The organism is Pseudomonas sp. 05N433 (genome assembly GCF_056396925.1).
Map to the genome: position 1 here is coordinate 102,577 of NZ_JBFTML010000009.1, position 17,000 is coordinate 119,576.

At 60.8% G+C, this 17,000-nt stretch carries 17 protein-coding genes; 10 read left to right on the plus strand and 7 right to left on the minus strand.

Translation table 11 applies throughout. The features are described 5' to 3' along the window. Positions 1-70: 70 nt before the first annotated feature. Positions 71-1,357, minus strand: a complete 1,287-nt coding sequence (locus AC1DIS_RS06115; protein WP_086944847.1) for an MFS transporter — start codon at positions 1,355-1,357, stop codon at positions 71-73. A 160-nt stretch (positions 1,358-1,517) separates the two neighbouring features. Here AC1DIS_RS06115 and AC1DIS_RS06120 point away from each other — a divergent pair, with 160 nt between their 5' ends. The 4 genes from AC1DIS_RS06120 to AC1DIS_RS06135 all read left to right on the plus strand — a co-directional run bounded on the left by AC1DIS_RS06120 (position 1,518) and on the right by AC1DIS_RS06135 (position 7,805). Beyond that, a complete protein-coding gene (locus tag AC1DIS_RS06120) occupies positions 1,518-2,447 on the plus strand; it encodes a LysR family transcriptional regulator (RefSeq protein ID WP_086944846.1) in 930 nt (309 codons plus the stop codon). Between the two features lie 109 nt (positions 2,448-2,556). Beyond that, entirely contained in the window at positions 2,557-4,479 is a 1,923-nt protein-coding gene (locus tag AC1DIS_RS06125) for an IucA/IucC family protein (RefSeq protein WP_111454866.1), read from the plus strand. Continuing rightward, a complete protein-coding gene (locus AC1DIS_RS06130; RefSeq protein WP_064619677.1) occupies positions 4,469-5,680 on the plus strand; it encodes an MFS transporter in 1,212 nt (403 codons plus the stop codon). Before AC1DIS_RS06125 ends, AC1DIS_RS06130 begins: the two co-directional genes overlap by 11 nt. Positions 5,681-5,693: 13 nt before the next feature. Then, positions 5,694-7,805 (plus strand): TonB-dependent receptor, encoded by a 2,112-nt coding sequence (locus AC1DIS_RS06135; protein ID WP_258612571.1) that lies wholly within the window; start codon positions 5,694-5,696, stop codon positions 7,803-7,805. A gap of 63 nt (positions 7,806-7,868) precedes the next feature. Here the strand turns inward: AC1DIS_RS06135 and AC1DIS_RS06140 are convergent, their stop codons facing one another. Genes AC1DIS_RS06140 through AC1DIS_RS06150 form a run of 3 tightly spaced genes read right to left on the minus strand, consistent with a single transcriptional unit; the run spans position 7,869 to position 9,732 of the window. Further along, entirely contained in the window at positions 7,869-8,411 is a 543-nt protein-coding gene (locus tag AC1DIS_RS06140; RefSeq protein WP_138866160.1) for a DUF2937 family protein, read from the minus strand. A gap of 14 nt (positions 8,412-8,425) precedes the next feature. Further along, positions 8,426-9,202 (minus strand): class II glutamine amidotransferase, encoded by a 777-nt coding sequence (locus tag AC1DIS_RS06145; protein ID WP_018926755.1) that lies wholly within the window; start codon positions 9,200-9,202, stop codon positions 8,426-8,428. Between the two features lie 32 nt (positions 9,203-9,234). Then, entirely contained in the window at positions 9,235-9,732 is a 498-nt protein-coding gene (locus tag AC1DIS_RS06150; RefSeq protein WP_477743398.1) for an MFS transporter, read from the minus strand. A gap of 102 nt (positions 9,733-9,834) precedes the next feature. Here AC1DIS_RS06150 and AC1DIS_RS06155 point away from each other — a divergent pair, with 102 nt between their 5' ends. Together AC1DIS_RS06155 and AC1DIS_RS06160 are read left to right on the plus strand one after the other, a co-directional pair. Continuing rightward, positions 9,835-11,889, plus strand: coding sequence for a S9 family peptidase (locus AC1DIS_RS06155; RefSeq protein ID WP_064619681.1), 2,055 nt, complete (start codon positions 9,835-9,837; stop codon positions 11,887-11,889). 86 nt (positions 11,890-11,975) lie between these two features. Then, positions 11,976-12,449 carry a cyclic nucleotide-binding domain-containing protein gene (locus AC1DIS_RS06160; protein WP_018926758.1) on the plus strand — a complete coding sequence of 158 codons (474 nt, stop codon included), beginning with the start codon at positions 11,976-11,978 and terminating at the stop codon, positions 12,447-12,449. A gap of 3 nt (positions 12,450-12,452) precedes the next feature. Here AC1DIS_RS06160 and AC1DIS_RS06165 read toward each other — a convergent pair whose 3' ends face one another. Beyond that, a complete protein-coding gene (locus tag AC1DIS_RS06165; protein ID WP_477743397.1) occupies positions 12,453-12,737 on the minus strand; it encodes a hypothetical protein in 285 nt (94 codons plus the stop codon). Between the two features lie 95 nt (positions 12,738-12,832). Between AC1DIS_RS06165 and AC1DIS_RS06170 the strand changes: the two genes are divergently transcribed. The 4 genes from AC1DIS_RS06170 (at position 12,833) to AC1DIS_RS06185 (ending at position 15,061) form a co-directional block, all read left to right on the plus strand. Then, on the plus strand, positions 12,833-13,519 hold the full coding sequence (locus tag AC1DIS_RS06170) for a spermidine synthase (RefSeq protein ID WP_018926760.1): 687 nt from the start codon (positions 12,833-12,835) through the stop codon (positions 13,517-13,519). A 48-nt stretch (positions 13,520-13,567) separates the two neighbouring features. After that, complete coding sequence (locus AC1DIS_RS06175; protein WP_007942195.1) at positions 13,568-13,942, plus strand: YajD family HNH nuclease; 375 nt, start codon at positions 13,568-13,570, stop codon at positions 13,940-13,942. Between the two features lie 190 nt (positions 13,943-14,132). Next, the gene (locus tag AC1DIS_RS06180) at positions 14,133-14,603 is read left to right on the plus strand and encodes an RNA methyltransferase (RefSeq protein WP_007942196.1); all 471 of its coding nucleotides are present in this window, start codon (positions 14,133-14,135) and stop codon (positions 14,601-14,603) included. A gap of 80 nt (positions 14,604-14,683) precedes the next feature. Further along, positions 14,684-15,061, plus strand: coding sequence for a YgaP family membrane protein (locus AC1DIS_RS06185; RefSeq protein WP_018926761.1), 378 nt, complete (start codon positions 14,684-14,686; stop codon positions 15,059-15,061). Between the two features lie 61 nt (positions 15,062-15,122). Here the strand turns inward: AC1DIS_RS06185 and AC1DIS_RS06190 are convergent, their stop codons facing one another. Together AC1DIS_RS06190 and AC1DIS_RS06195 are read right to left on the minus strand one after the other, a co-directional pair. After that, complete coding sequence (locus AC1DIS_RS06190) at positions 15,123-16,352, minus strand: hypothetical protein (protein WP_086944844.1); 1,230 nt, start codon at positions 16,350-16,352, stop codon at positions 15,123-15,125. Between the two features lie 159 nt (positions 16,353-16,511). Next, on the minus strand, positions 16,512-16,961 hold the full coding sequence (locus AC1DIS_RS06195) for a YcgN family cysteine cluster protein (protein WP_007942199.1): 450 nt from the start codon (positions 16,959-16,961) through the stop codon (positions 16,512-16,514). Positions 16,962-17,000: the final 39 nt, after the last annotated feature.

The following is a 17,000-nucleotide window of genomic DNA, read 5'->3' on the forward strand; positions in this document are numbered from 1 at the left end:
CTCCTGTAGGCTTTTGTCTTTTTAGCTGAAGGGCATCTGCCCCTCAGATTATCAGTTACCGGACATTCGGTTATTCGGCGTCGAGTTGTTTACCACAGGTTTCCGGCAAGCTGAGCGCCGCCAGGATCACCACCCCGTAGGACACCGCCGCGAAAGCCCCGATTCCCACGCTCAATGGCACCTTCTGACTGAGCAAGCCGATCAGCAGCGGAAACAACGCCGCCAGTGCCCGACCGATGTTGTAGCAAAAACCCTGGCCCGAGCCGCGAATCCGCGTTGGAAACAACTCGGTCAGAAACGAACCCATGCCGCTGAAAATCCCCGAAGCGAAGAAGCCCAAGGGGAAGCCCAGCCAGAGCATCACGCCGTTGCTGACCGGCAATTGGGTGTACAGCAAAACAATGGTGAACGAGCCGACGGCAAACAGAATGAAGTTCTTTTTACGACCAAGGATGTCAGTCAGATACGCGCTGATTACATAACCGACGTAAGACCCGATGATCACCATCGCCAGATAACCGCCCGTGCCGAGTACGCTCAAGCCCCGCTCGTTCTTCAGAAACGTCGGCAGCCAGGAGGTGATCGCGTAGTAACCGCCGAGTGCGCCGGTGGTCAGTATCGACGCGCGAATCGTGGTGAAGAGGATGCCGGGGGCGAAAATCTCGTAGAACTTCGCCGGGTTGCCTGGCTCTTGCCTGGCTTTGGCTTCGCGGTAGATTTCCGGGTCCTTGACCAGGCGACGGACGAAGATCACGAAAATCGCCGGCACGATGCCAAGAATGAACAGCGCACGCCAGGCGTCTTCGGGCGGCAACACCGAGAACAGCAGCGCATACAGAATGGCTGTCAGCCCCCAACCCAATGCCCAACCCGATTGCACCATGCCGACGGCTTTGCCACGGTCCTTGGCGCGAATTACTTCGCCCATCAGCACCGCGCCAGCGGTCCATTCACCACCGAAACCGAAGCCCATCAACGTGCGGCTGATCAACAGTTGCTCGTAGTTCTGGGCGAAGCCGCAGAGGAAAGTGAAGAACGCAAACCACAGCACTGTCAGTTGCAAGGTACGCACCCGACCGATGCGGTCGGAGAGAATCCCCGCCACCCAACCACCAATAGCCGAGGCGATCAGGGTGCTGGTGTGGATCAGCCCGGCCTGGCCGGTGGTGATGCCCCACATGGCAATCAGGGTCGGCACCACGAAGCTGAGCATCTGGGTGTCCATGCCGTCCAGGCCATAGCCGATCTTGCAGCTCCAGAACGTGCGACGCTCCTGCTTGTTGATGTTGCGGTACCAGTCAAAAGGTCCCGGGCGAGCCGTGGACTTGGGGATATCGAGGGTGTCGGGCGCACTCATGGCAAAATCTCCGTGCATATTTTATTGGTATTGTTCTGAGCCCCGACGACGCCTATCGTGGGAACCGGATGGCCTGATTTTTGGGCGGTTGGCCCCGCTGCGTCCAACTAATAAAACCCCGCCCTAGACATAAGAAAAACTTTATCCACGAGCTGACCCCATGAACCTGAAGTTTCTCGAGACGTTTGTCTGGGTCGCCCGACTCAAGAGTTTTCGCCTGACGGCGGACAAGCTCTTCACCACCCAGGCGTCGATTTCCAGCCGCATCGCCGTGCTCGAAAGCGAGCTTGGGGTGAAGCTGTTTCTGCGCGACTCCCGCGGCGTGAGCCTGACCCCCGAAGGCCTGAAAGTGCTCGAATATGCCGAGCAGATGATGGACACGATGCAGTCGCTCAAGCAGTCGATCGAAACGCGTTCGAGCAAGGCCGGGCGGGTGCGGATCGGCGTCATGGACACGGTGATCCACACCTGGCTCAGCCCCTTGGTGGCACAGATGATGGATCACTATCCGCTGGTGGAAATCGAGCTGGTGGCCGATACCGCGCTCAACCTCTGCGATCAGCTGCAAAAAGGCTTTCTCGATCTGATCCTGCAAACCGACCTGCTGCGCCAGGAAAGCGTGCGCAGCCTGGAGCTGGCCAGTCATCCGATGGGCTGGATCGTGGCCAGCAACTCCATCTACAACCGTGAGTATTCAGGTGTCGCCGACCTGGCGCGGGAGCGGATCATCACCTATTCGAAAAACTCCCGTCCGCACCAGGACATCTTGAGCCTGATGCAGGCCAACGGGGTCATGGCGCCACGGCTGAACTGCGTGAACTCGGTGTCGGCGATTACCCGATTGCTGCGGGACGGTTTCGGTATAGGCGCACTGTCGCCCGTGCTGGTGGCCGAGGAATTGGCCCGGGGAGAGTTGACCTTGCTGGCCATCGATCAGCGACCAGCGAATTTGCCGGTGGTGGTGTCGTGGCGGGTGGGTGTGGAGTGGGTCGAAGAAATCGTGGCGCTGTGTCAGCAAGTCGTGGAGTGTTATGCGCAGAAAGTGGGCGAGCACTACATCGTCTTGAGCAAACCGCAGGCCAGAGCCTGAAAGGCATTTTCCTAAGTGTAAATATGAACCACTATCATTTGCATTAATTTTTCAAAACGGTATTCTTTGCGCGCTTTCAGAATCAATTGTCCAGAAGGAGTCGGACCTGATGCGCGATTACACGCAACAACAGCAGCAATTGCTCGCTCACTGGAGCGAAGCTCTCGGTACTCAGGCTTTCCAGTCCCACCGCATCACGCTCGATCATTTGAGCAATGCCCTGGAGCCCGCCGCCCAGCGCTGTTTCCAACGCCTGATCCAGGCGCTGTTCCGTGAAGAGCTGATTGATCCCGACACCTGCGAATACGACGACACTAGCCGCTGCTGGCTGCCGCTTGGCGATGGCGCGCACCTTTGCTTCGAGCATTTGTCCAGCAGCAGAATGAACAGCTGGGACGTACGCGGCAGCATCGTCCTGCACACCCCCGACAAACTGCCGCACAAAATCCAGTTGCCCAGCGAACTGCTCGCTCACCTCAGCACTCAGCTCAATCCGCCAGCCTCCCCGCAGGTACTGGAACGTCTGGCCCGGGAGCTGGATGACAGCTTCAGCAACGACACCCTGTGCCTGGCGTTTCACCACGGATGGACCGAGCGCCTGAGAGAGCAGATCGACACCGGATACGATGACAATCTGCTCGCCTGGCTCAAAGCCAGCCCCTGCCACCAGAACCCTACATCGCTGCTCGAACAGTGGGGGACTCTCGGCCATCCGTGGCACCCGAACTACAAGACCAAACTGGGCTTGAGCGCCGCTCAGGTCATCGCTTTCTCGCCAGAATTCGAAGCGAGTTTTCCGATCGTGCTGTGCGCCCTGCACCGCCAGTACGCACATGTTGAAGCGCTGGCTGGCACCACGGACTACTGGGATTGGTGGCAAGGTCACTTCCCACAAGCCGCCGAGCAATTGCAACGCCATTTGCAGCAGCTGGGCCTGGACGCAAAGGACTACCTCCCGCTGCCGTCGCACCCATGGCAAGCCCATGAAGAGCTGCCACATTCATTCGCCAACGAGATCGCCGACAACCTGCTGATCGTCACTGACATCGTGGCGTTTACCGGCCACCCGACCATGTCCTTCCGCACGGTCCTGCCGCAGGCCAGTCGCACGGCACCGATGGTCAAACTGCCGGTGGCTTTGCGCCTGACCAGCGTGCAGCGCACCGTGTCGCCGCGCTCGGCCCGGATGGGTCCGCGCATCAGCCAACTGGTATTGGATATCCTCGATCAGGAACCGCAGATTCAACGCCTGCTGAACATCGTTCCAGAGCGCATCGGCGTGCATTACGCACCACTGCCGGCCGATGACGAACGCTCCCGGCATGCTGGCGTGCTGTATCGCGACAACCCGCTGACCCTGCTGCAAGCAGGCGAGTTGGCGGTGCCGGTCGGCAGCCTGTTCGCCGTCAACGAATTCGAACAACCGTTGCTGCGTGATTGGGTCAGACTGGCTCAAGGCCGGGACGACAGCGAGGCCATGCTGACGTTCTTCGATGATTACCTGTCGATTGCCGTACCAAGTCTGCTGGGCATCTATCTGATGTACGGCGTGGCGTTCGAAGCGCACCAGCAAAACAGTTTCATGGTGATGGGCGCTGACGGGCAGCTGAATCGGCTGCTGTTGCGTGATTTCGGCGACGTTCGTATCGATCGCAAAACCCTGCACGCCAAGGGTCTGGATATCCAGCTGCACGATCCGAAAATGACCCTGTATGACGACGCAGGGTTTGTCCGCGACAAACTCCTGCACACCACCTTCATGTGCCACCTCGGTGAGCTGACGTTGCTTTGTGCCCGCCACTGGAATGTGCCGGAAAATATCCTGTGGGAGCGATTGGCAGCGCACGTTGCACAGTGCTTCGAGAGCTTGCGCGAGCGCGTTGAACCGGCACGCTGGGAAAGCGAGCGCCAGGCCTTGCTGGAACAGGATTGGCCCGCCAAATCGTTCATGCGCATGCGCTTGCTCGACAGTCATGCCGACATCGTCGGACGCCTGAGTAACCCGCTGCGACCCAACACCCATGCTCGCTGACGGTCGCGCCTTGCGACTGCTGATCGTCATCCAGTTTGTCTCCATGGGCGCAATGGAAATGAGCGGCCCGTTCTGGCCCTTGCAGATCCAGCATCTGCTCGGGCCCGAAGGCGCCGGCTACACCGCGCTGTTATCGGCGATGGTCTATGCCGGCCCGATGCTGGCGGCCATGCTGCTGACCCCCCTGTGGGGCCGATTGGGGGATCGCACCGGGCACAAACCGATGATTGTTCGGGCGTTGCTGGCCCTCGCGCTGTGCCAAGGCTTGGCGGCCATCACCCTCGACCCGTGGCTGCTGGTGGGTATTCGCGTGATGCAAGGCGCGTTGGCCGGTTTTCTCGCGGCCGCGCAAGCCTATGCCTTGGCCTGCTGCGACGGTGCCAGACGGGGTCACACCCTGGCCCGCCTGCAATCGGCAACCGCCGTCGGCTCGTTGATCGGCCCGGTGCTGGGTGGCTGGCTGATGGACGTCTCGGGGTTTGCCTTGCTGTGTTATGGCGCGACGGTGATTTGCCTGCTGTGCGCACTGGGGAGTTTTTTCCTGCCGGCCGACAAGGCGCGAACCGCGAAGAAAAAACCTGTTGAGCCGGTGGCCCTGCCCAAAGGCTGGCTCAGTGGAATCCTGTTGGTGATCGTGTTGATTCAGGCGGCGAAGATGATGCCGCAGTCGTTCTACGCCCTATATGTCGCGAACATTCTGCATGCCCCAAGCTGGCTGATCGGTGCCACCTACGCGGCGAGCGCCGCGACCCTGGCCATTTCCGCCCCGCTGTGGGGACGCCTGTTCGACCGCTGGCAGCCGGCCTACACCTTGCGCGTAATCGAAGGCGTGGCCTGGTTATGTGCCCTGACGCTGGCGGCCACGGCATTGGCCAATGAATGGCTGGGCTTTCTCGTCAGCCGACTCGTCTGGGGCATCTGGCAAGGCGCCCTGCTGCCCGTCGCCTATGCCCTGATCGCCAACACCGTTTCCATCACCCAGCAGGGCTTCGCGCTCGGCCTCGGTAACAGCGCGGCAAAGGCTGGTGCTCTGCTCGGTGTCGTCCTTGGCGGCATCGGCATGGGCCTGGTGGGCCTGGCCCACAGTTTCTGGCTGGTGGCGCTGACCTACGCCATAGCCGCCATCGGCATCCGCTGGGTGCGGTCGTTCAACGCCACGCCTGACCGCTCGACCTTATCGCCCCACACTTATCACAACTAAAAAAGACCACGTCATGACCCGAACCAAACTCTCCCTGCTGATCCCGCTACTTGGCACCTTCAGCGCCCAGGCCTGGGCCGAGGACACCGAACAGCAGCCCGGCACCTTGAACATGCAAGCCACCGTCGTGTCCGCGACTCGCAGCGAAGCGAGCATCGCTTCGATTCCGGGCTCGGTCCAGGTGATCGACGAGCAGCAAGTCCGTGAGCAGAGCGGCGCGGGTCGCCGGGTCTCCGACATCCTCGGGCAATTGGTCCCGGGTATTGCGCCATCGAGCGGCGGGATGAGCAACTTCGGCCAGACCCTGCGCGGGCGTAACATGCTGGTGTTGATCGACGGCGTATCGCAGAACGCCACGCGTGACAACTTCCGCCAGCTCAACAGCATCGCCCCGGCCAGCATCGAACGCATCGAAGTGATCTCCGGCGCCAGCAGCATTTACGGGGCCGGTGCTTCAGGCGGCATCATCAACATCATCACCAAGCGCAATCAGGGCCAGGACATTGCCTACAGCAGCAAACTGGGCCTGACCAGCGGTAACAACCTCAATAGAAAAGGCTTCGCCTACGAAGCTTTCCAGAGTGCCACCGGGCGCAAGGATGCGTTGGACTGGTATGTGTCCGCCGACCTGACCCAGCGCAACGACCAGTTCGACGGCAACGGCAACCGCATCCCCCAGGACACCTCCCAGGGCAGCAACATGGACACCGAAACCTATGACCTGCAAGGTCGTTTCGGTTACGAACTGGATGCCGACAAGAAAATCAGCCTGTCGCTGCAGGACTACAAGGACCAGCAGGACACCGGCTACACCAAAGACCCGAAAAACTCGCAGCAAGCGGTGGCCGTCAAAGGGCTGAAACTCGACGACCAACCCTATACCCATAACCAGGCGGTCAATCTCAACTACACCGACAAGGACTTCTACGGTCAGGGCCTGCAACTGGAAAGCTACTGGCGCCGCGCCGATGCACTGTTCTTTCCAGACCTGTCGCGAGGCAGAGCCGGGATCTCCAACAACAACAGTGTGCAGGACGTCTACGGCCTGCGCGCGGCCATCGACACGCCGCTGCCGGCGATCGGAAGCGCCACGGGCAATCTGGTCTGGGGCGCCGACTATGACAATGAGCGCTCCCGTCAACGAGGTGATCAATACACGCTCAATGGCCTGAACTACACCAAGACCGGCACCACCTACGAGCTGGGCCCGGACATCGAAACCACCACCAAATCGCTGTTCGGACAGATGTCCTGGGACATCGGAGACTGGACCTTGCGTGGCGGAGTGCGCCGTGAATGGATCGAAAGCGACGTCTCCGACAGCATCGCCTACGGTCAGATCGTCCAGACCGGCATACGCGCAACGCTGCCCGGTGACACCCTCAAATACGACGCCACGCTGTACAACCTGGGGGCGGTCTACCACCTGAGTGAAAACCAGGACGTCTTCGCCAATTACAGCCAGGGGTTTTCGCTGCCGGATATCCAGCGCTTCATGCGTGACGTCAGCAGCACCTTCGACATCCAGAGTCTTAACGCCCAGGCCATCAAGGTCGACAGTTACGAGTTGGGCTGGCGTGGCAACTGGGACCAGTGGCAGGCCGACGTCACCGTGTACGAAAACACCTCGGACGTGACCCAGTTCTACGATGCCAATGATCGAGTATTGCGCCTGATCAACCAGAAAGAGCGAGTTCGCGGCATCGAAAACAGCCTGACCTACCGCGCGACCGATCACTGGTCGGTGGGTGGCACTTATGCCTGGGCCAAAGGCGAGACCGAGCAGAACGGCAAATGGATCGATCTGCCGGCCACACGCATCTCACCCGCCAAGACCACACTGTTCGTCGGCTACACCGAAGACGACTACACGCTTCGCCTGCAAGGCATGCGTTTGGCCAATTACGATGCCGCCGCCAAGGACGACAATGGACGCGACATCGAAGGTTATACGCTGGTGGACCTGCTCGGCTCCGTGCAACTGCCGGTCGGTCGTCTTGAAGGCGGCGTGTACAACCTGACCAATCGCACGTACCAGAACCTGTTCACCCAAGCCAACGCCAGAGCGCCGTACGCCAATGCCGAAGGCCGCACGCTGAGCATGAGCTACTCGGTCGATTGGTAAAAACAGGAGCCGGCTTGCCAGCGATGCGATCTCGCGGCAATCGCCGGCAAGTCGGCTCCAGTGTTACAACCCGCGCAAATCCCGCTCTTCGATCGGCCGGCTCTGGCGCAGGCGCTTGCCGCCCAGCACCACCCAGTCGATCAGTCGGAACAGGCATTCAATGCCGAACGACAGCAGCAACGCGCCGCTCATGCCCCAGATCATCGCTTCCGGCGTCAGCAGGATCTGGTAGCTGTAGCCGTTCCAGGTTTCCTTGCGAATATCCGGGTCGGCCGCCAGCACCACTTGCAGGAAGCGGATGTACCACGGGCCCTGCATGGCCTGGAATTGCTTGTCGAGGGCCAGTTGACGGGTGAGCAAGGCGCTCAGGCTGTCGGCATCGCTGCGAAAGATCGGGTCTTCGCTGGCACGGTAATGGGCCACCAACGCCTGCATGTCGCCCTTGAAAAACTGATCGGCAGTGCCCTGAAAACCGCTCAAACCGCTCTGCGCCTCGATCAGATGCGCTTCGACCCGCTTGGCATAGTCACTGATGAACCCAGGCACCTGGACGCCGATCAACAGGCCTGCCGCAAACAACACCAGCCGTAGATAACTGAGCAACATGGGGGGAGAGATCCTTATTCGGTATTGCCCTGGCTGACGCATTCACCGCGTCGCCAGAGGCTCCATTGGCCCGGTTCGTAGCGGGTCCAGGTTTCGTTTTCGGTCAAGGGTTCGGTGGCGATCACTGTAACCACGTCGTTGGGCGTGGTTTCAGCCTGGAAGTCGACGATCACATCGACGTCCTTCAAGCGTGCCGGGCCGAACGGGGCACGGCGAGTGATTTGCGCCAGTTTGGTCGAGCAGTAGCAGAACAGCCAGTCGCCGTCGCTGAGCAAGCAGTTGAACACGCCTTTGCTGCGGTACTCGGCGCAAGCGGCCACCAGGTCCGGCAGCAGTTCTTCGATCTCTACCGGCTCAGGGAATGCAGCGCGTACCCGGTTGAGCAAGTCGCAGAACGCCGCTTCGCTGTCGGTATCGCCGACGGGGCGGTAGAAACTGGCGGTCGGGTTGAAGTCGGCCAACTGGCCATTGTGGGCGAAACACCAGTTGCGGCCCCACAACTCGCGCACAAACGGATGGGTGTTGGACAGGCAGACCTTGCCGACATTGGCCTGGCGGATGTGGCCGATCACCACTTCGCTCTTGATCGGATAGCGCTGCACCAGGTTCGCCACTTCCGACTCGCTGCTCGCCGCCGGGTCCTGGAACAGGCGCAGGCCACGGCCTTCATAGAAAGCGATGCCCCAACCGTCACGGTGCGGTCCGGTGCGGCCGCCGCGCTGCATCAGCCCGGTGAAGCTGAACACGATATCGGTCGGGACATTGGCGCTCATGCCCAATAACTCACACATGCTCGGACTCTCGATTCAATGCAGGGGCACAGTTACAGACGCGGCTCGACCCGCAGTCGCTGCGGGTTGCTCGGCACCGGTGGCCGACCGTAACGATCATCGCCGGCACCGCCGAACGGTTGATCGCCTTCGGGTTCGTCGGTGCGCGCCGCAGCCTTGGCCGCCTCTGCCCGCTCCTTGCGAGCCTTGGACGCGCGCTCGATGGGGAAACGGATCGCCACGAGAACCAGGTAAAGGCCGAAGGCAATCATGCTGTACATGAACAGGTCGGAAATCGCCCGCCAGGCGTTGTTGCCGACCTTGAACAGCAGATCCAGCACAGTAATGGCAATGGCCGGGGCGACCTTTTCCTTCACCGGGTCAATGATGGTCGGGCTGAACAGCGACACTGCCATCAGCAGCCGCAGCGGCTCACGCAGCCAACGCCACATCCAGCGGGTGATGCGCATCCACACCAACAGGCAGCCTAAAGCGGCAAAGGCGTAGAGGCCCCAAGCGATCAGATAGTCGTTCTCGGTCATGGTGTCCATGGCAAGGCAGGCAAAGAGGCGCTTATAGTAACGACTTTTCGCACTTCAGGCTGCCCCGCCGTCTGCGATCCCCCAATTTCGTACAACGTTCGAGAGTCCTTCATGCCCCTATCCGCCAACGTTTCCGACGCGCCCATTGCCCACAAGGCCGACGGCGATGACCCGTATGCCTGGCTGCAGGAGCGCGACACCGACGCAGTGCTCGATTACTTGAAAGCTGAAAACCGCTATCAGGAGGCGCAAACCGCCGATCAGGCCGGGCTGCGCGAAATCCTGTTCGAAGAGATCAAGGGGCGGATTCTCGAAACCGATCTGTCGCTGCCCTCGCCCTGGGGCCCGTACCTGTATTACACCCGCACCACGGCCGGCGACGAATACGCCCGTCATTACCGCTGCCCACTTCCGACCGATGGCAGCCTGCACATCGACGAAAGCCAGGAACTCCTGCTACTCGATCCGAACGTGCTGGCCAAGGGCGGTTTCTTTTCCCTGGGCGCGTTCAGCGTCAGCCCGGACCACCAGCGCCTGGCCTACAGCATCGATTCCAGTGGCGAGGAGGTTTACACGCTGTTCGTGAAGGAGTTGTCCAGCGGCCGCGTCAGCGAACTGGAATTCCAGGACTGCGACGGCAGCATGACCTGGGCCAATGACAGCCTGACGCTGTTCTTCGGTGAACTCGACGACACCCATCGCCCGCACAAACTGTTCCGCTATCGGCTGGACGGCACCGCCGCCGAAGAAGTGTTCCATGAACCGGACGGCCGATTCTTCCTGCATTGCTACCGCTCAAGTTCCGAACGGCAATTGCTGCTGTCGCTGGGCAGCAAGACCACCAGCGAAGTCTGGGTGCTCGACGCCTCGCTGCCCCATCAGGCCTTTACCTGCCTGGCACCACGGGTCGAAGACCATGAGTACGATGTCGACCACGGCAAACTCGATGGCGAGTGGACGTGGTTGATCCGCACCAACCGCGACGGCATCAACTTCGCCCTGTACCAGGCCGCCGACACCGGCGTCGCGCCGACCGAAGCCGACTGGCAGAACCTGATCCCCCACAGCGACGCGGTGATGATCGATGGCATGAGCCTGAACGCCGAGGCCATGACCTTGAGCCTGCGTGAAGGCGGCCTGCCGATCATTGAAGTCCGCCCACAAGGCCTGGCGCCGTATCGCGTGCAATTACCGGACGCGGCCTACAGCCTGCATGTGCAGAACAGCCTGGAATTTGTCAGCGACAGAATCCGTCTGCGCTACGAGGCTTTGAACCGTCCGGCGCAAATCCGTCAACTGATCCTGGCCACCGGCGAGCAGAAAGTCCTCAAGGAAACCCCGGTGCTCGGCCCGTTCGACGCCGACGCGTACGTCAGCCAGCGGCTTTGGGCGACGGCGCCGGACGGTACACAAGTGCCGATCAGCCTGGTGGTCAAACGCGAATTCCTCGGTAAACCGACGCCACTTTATCTGTACGGATATGGCGCTTACGGCGAAAGCCTCGACCCGTGGTTCTCCCACGCCCGCCTGAGCCTGCTGGATCGCGGCATGGCGTTTGCCATCGCGCATGTTCGCGGCGGCGGTGAATTGGGTGAAGCCTGGTATCGCGCCGGCAAGCAGGAACACAAGCACAACACTTTCAGCGACTTCATCGCCTGCGCCGAACACCTGATCGCCAACGGTTTCACCACCTCATCGCAGCTGGCAATCAGTGGCGGCAGCGCCGGTGGCCTGCTGATCGGCGCGGTGCTCAATCAGCGGCCGGAGCTGTTCGGTGCGGCAATAGCCGAAGTGCCGTTCGTCGACGTGCTCAACACCATGCTCGACCCGGAGTTGCCGCTGACCGTCACCGAATACGACGAATGGGGCAACCCGCAAGAGCCAGACGTCTATGATCGGATCAAGGCCTACGCCCCGTATGAAAACGTCACCGCGCAAGCCTATCCGGCAACGCTGGTGATCGCCGGCTACAACGACAGTCGCGTGCAGTACTGGGAAGCGGCCAAGTGGGTGGCGAAATTGCGCGCGACCAAAACCGACACCAATCCCCTGCTGCTCAAGACTGAATTGGGCGCCGGGCATGGCGGGATGAGCGGTCGCTACCAGGGATTACGTGACGTAGCCCTCGAATACGCATTTGTTTTGAAGGTTTTGGGCATTGCCTGAGGAACTTGGCCCGGCGTCCCGGTCTTAACACCAGACGCCGGGCGCGCCTGGAACAGCAACAGACACAAGAAAAAGACCGTGACGACATGTCAGAACCGACCTTACTGAACAAAGAAATTCGCGACTGGCTGATGGACTGCGGCCTGTTCGATCAACTGCTGCCGGCCGACTTCGTGGCGGCTTCAGGTTACTTCAGCATCAGCACCATCGCCGAAGGCGAAGAGATCTTCCATGAGGGCGATGCCGGCAGTTTCATGTGCATCATCCACACCGGCCAGGTTGCGGTGCAGAAGACCAACAGCGAAGGGCAACCGGTGACCATGGCCACCTTGCGCAGCGGTCGGGCGTTCGGCGAAATGGCCGTGCTCGACGGCGAACGGCGCTCAGCCAGTTGTGTGGCCGCGAGCAACTGCCAGTTGCTCAACCTGGGCAAGGACTCCCTGGAAAAGATGCTCAACGAAGCGCCGAAAATCGCCGCCAAGATCATCCGCGCCCTCGCCGTCTCCCTCTCCAAACGCTTGCGCATGGCCGACGGGCAACTGCTCTCGCAGCAGATTTAGACACTATCCGCCCGGCGTTTTGATTTTCGTCGTGCTCGGCTCAAGGCCCGGCAAGGTCTGGTCCTTGGGCGGGTTGGGCATTTCGATCGGCGGCAACAACGGTGGCCCACCGTTGCCGGTCTTGGGCACTGTGGTCGGGGTAATCTGCGGGTACGGCGTCGGCGTGGCAGTGCCGGGCGAACCGGGTATCGGCGTGGGGCCGGTGGGGATGGTTTGCTGCTCCTGGGCCTGCACTGCAGTTATCGAGAGCGCGGCCAGGGCAATGACCGTTAGAATGGTGCGCTTCATCAATGGCTCCGTTGGCCTTGTAGTCAATTGCAGGCTACTCCCAACCGCGTTCGTTTGCCTTCTTCCGTCTGTCCATTTCTCCCCAAGAGAGCCCCATGAAACGTTTCGTTCTGCTCGACACCACCCCCATTCCTGAAAACGGCGGTGCCCTGTGCCTGTTCGAATACGGCGAGGACTTCGTCATCAAGATTCAGGGCGGCGATGGCGGGCAGTTGATGAACACCCGCATGCACGGCTCCGAAGATGCCCTGGCGCAAATCCCCTGCCGCAAGGTCGCCGGCCGGCCGAATTCGCGGGTATTGATCGGCGGCCTGGGCATGGGCTTCACCCTCGCCTCGGCGCTCAAGCATTTGGGCAAGACCGCTGAAGTGGTGGTCGCCGAACTGGTGCCCGGCGTGGTGGAGTGGAACCGTGGGCCGTTGGGGGAAAAAGCCGGCAACCCATTGCTCGACCCGCGTACGGTGATCCGCATGGAAGACGTGGCCAAGGTGCTGCAAGCCGAGCCGCAGGGTTTCGACGCAATCATGCTCGACGTCGACAACGGTCCCGAAGGCCTGACCCAGAAAGCCAATAGCTGGCTCTACTCCGCCGGTGGCCTGAGCGCCTGCGCCAAGGCCCTGCGACCCAAGGGCGTGCTGGCGGTATGGTCGGCCAGCGCTGACCGGCAGTTTTCCGACAAGCTGAAAAAGGCCGGCTTCAAGGCCGAAGAAGTGCAGGTCTTCGCCCACGGCAACAAAGGCACCCGCCACACCATCTGGATTGCCGAGAAGCTCAAGGGCTAGGCTAAACTTCAACACATAACCGTCATTAGTCTTTTACAAAGGTGACCCATGAGTTCGTCAACGCCTCCAACCAACACCTCAAAGTTGGACCGCATCCTCGCCGACAACCAGCGCGACAAGGAAATGGGTTACCGCGACAAGGCCCTGAAGATGTACCCGCACGTGTGCGGCCGCTGCGCCCGTGAGTTCTCCGGCAAACGCCTGAGCGAACTGACCGTGCACCACCGCGACCACAACCACGACAACAACCCGCAGGACGGCTCGAACTGGGAGCTGTTGTGCCTGTATTGCCATGACAACGAGCATTCGCGTTACACCGATCAGCAGTATTTCGACGAAGGCTCGCTGAGTACGCCAAAGATTGCCAAGGCGACGCATAACCCGTTTGCGGCGTTGGCCGGACTGATGAAGAAAGAAGACTGAAGGTCTGCTGATCGTTCCCACGCTCTGCGTGGGAATGCATCCCGTGACGCTCTGCGTCACATTCGAAAGCGGAACGCGGAGCGTCCCTGGCGGCATTCCGACGCAGCGCGTGGGTACGATCATCTCCAAACTGAACACCCCTCCCCCAATCCCCGTATAATCGCGCTTTTTTCCCGAAGGCACCCCGCTCGTGGCAGACAAACGGTACAGCTGCATTGGTTTGTATAACCCCAAATCACCGGAGAACGTCGGTTCGGTGATGCGCGCCGCCGGTTGCTATGGCGTGGCGTCGGTGTTTTACACCGGCAAGCGCTATGAGCGCGCCGCCGACTTCGTCACCGACACCAAGAAAGTCCACTACGACATTCCGCTGATCGGCATCGATGACCTGAAGAAAATCCTGCCGTTGGGCTGTGTACCGGTCGCGGTAGAACTGGTCGACGGCGCCCGCTCGCTGCCGGAATACACGCACCCGGATCGCGCCCTCTACATCTTCGGCCCCGAAGACGGTTCACTGGATAAAGAGATCCGCGACTGGTGCGAAGACGTGGTCTATATCCCGACCACCGGCTGCATGAACCTGGCGGCCACGGTCAACGTGGTGCTGTACGACCGCATGGCCAAGGGCAACAACACCCGCTCAGGCCCGAAATTCCGCTGAATCACCGCACATCCGATGGAACGAGCCGACCGCCTCGGCAGTCAGCTTAATTATCCATTCTTGAAGCCTGGAGACAGATCATGAGCGACCTCAAACGCGTAGAGCGCATCGAATCCACCCCGTTCCAGACTCAGCCCGCGCAGAACGTCCAGGGTTGGGAGCGCATCGGTTCCCTGGCCGGCGGCGTGGTGATGGTCGGCAAAGGCCTGCGGCGCGGTGGTGTGTTCGGGTTGATTCAAGTGGCCATTGGCGGCGTAGCGATGGCGCGGGGTATTACCGGGCACAGTTCGGCGAAAAGCTTTCTGGAAAAGAGCCGTCAGGACATGGTTAACGCTCGAGCCAGGATTGAGCGTGCCGGGGAAGAGTTGAGTCGGTTGAAGGCCAATGCCGAGGCGGCGACCAAAACCGCCACCGTGACCGGGAATGATTCTTTGAAGTCGCCGAAAGCCGGGGTTTGATCCGGCATTTGCGGTGAGGCTCAGGGCCTCTTCGCGACCCGACTTGCCCGCGAAGGCGGTATTACTGAAGCAACCCGGTATCAAGCACCTTGGAAGACTCGCCAATAACGCTCTCACTGAGCTGAACGAATTCCTTGGTATCGACACTCTCCAAACGCATCGCCCCACGCAATACATCATCCAGCGAACGCTTGTTGCGGGTCTTCAGGCGAATCTCGCGATCCAGTTCCTGCAGCAACACCACCGCTTTGGCCACCTGCGCCGGGTTGATCTGCTCCCCGCGCAAGGTGGTGACCTTCTGGCTGGCCTTGGCCAACTTGCTCTGCAGGCTCTCATACCGCTCATCACTCATGCCGCCCGCACGGCGCACCAGTTCGATGGCGTAATACTCGGCAAACCCTTCGCTGATCCAGCCGCTACGCTGGCTGTCGTTGATCCGCCCGAACACCTGAGCCAATTCACGCATCAAGGTACTGGTGCCGCTTTCGCTGACCAGCGGCAGGCGGCTATTGAGATAGATCGATTCCCGCGCGGCCAGGCTGCCACGCCACATCGGGTCATTGGCGCCGACGATCAGCAATTTGCTGGGGTGACGCGGAAAAACTTCCTGCACTTGCGGCCACACGAACGTCAGCAGCGTCAGCACATCCATGCGGCGCATCCCCTGGCCTTGGGGCGAGGCCACGGTGACTTCGGTTTCCCCCAACCGCGTGCGACGGCTGCCGAGGTTACCGGCGAGCATCCAGCCAGTGGGACGGTCGAACAGGCGCGAGACGTTATCGATGCGGAACTTGTTTTTGCCGATCCGCGGCCAGGCGGTTTCGACGCTTTTCCAACCGGTGGGCAATTCGAATTCCAGGCGTGACACCAACTCGATACCGTCCTGCTGATCGAGTTTCGCCGCGGGCACCAGGTCATCGCCACGCATCAGCGCCCACGTTGGCGTCATGCGTGTATCGAAGCTGCCGCTCTTGCGCCCGTGGCTGATGCGCACGCGGTAGGTCAGGCTGGCCTTGTCGGCGGCCGGGCGCCAGACACCACGGACCTGCGTGCCCGGTGTGAGCTGCCATTGGCCGTCGGCCTTGAAATCACTGTAGTGACTGCCATCGCCCAAGTCGAAATCCAGACTGCGCACCGCCGAGCCTTGGGCCAGGGTCAGGCGCACTTCGGCCTGATCGCTTTGCGGCAACAGGCGTACGTGATAATCCAGATCGACTTTCTTCGCCGCCCACACGGGCGAACTCAGGGCCAGCAGCCCGACAGCCAACGCCCGGAGCACTCCCACCGCCATACACACTCCTATTGTGGCGAGCGAGCTTGCTCGCGCCGGGCTGCGTAGCGGCCCAAAATTCTTGTGATCACCGCCGATTTTGTGAGTGCTGCGCACTGGAGCGCCAGCCCGGTCAAGCGGGAGCAAGCTCCCTCGCCACAGACTAAATGGCATCGGGAATTAACCCGCGCGAAAAATCAGATGATCTTCCCAATCGTCTTCGGCCACGCTGCCTTCGGCGAGCATGCGCCCGGACTGGGAAATACGTTCGTGATGCACCGCATCACGATCACCGCATACCAGGTGATGCCAGAGCGGCAGGTCCTTGCCTTCGCTGACCAGTCGATAACCGCAGGTCGGCGGCAACCATTTGAACTCATCGGCCTTGCCCGGCGTGAGCTGGATGCAATCGGGGACAAAGTCGCGACGGTTGGGGTAATCGGTGCACTGACAGGTTTTGAGGTCCAGCAGTTTGCAGGCGATACGCGTGTAGTAGACGGCGTTGTCGTCTTCATCCTCGAGCTTTTGCAGGCAGCACAGGCCACAGCCGTCGCACAGCGATTCCCATTCCTCTTGATCGAGTTGATCGAGGGTTTTGCGTATCCAGAACGGTTCGACTTTGGCGGCCATGGCTCAAGCATCAACATCAGGTGGTGAAAAGGCCGCCAG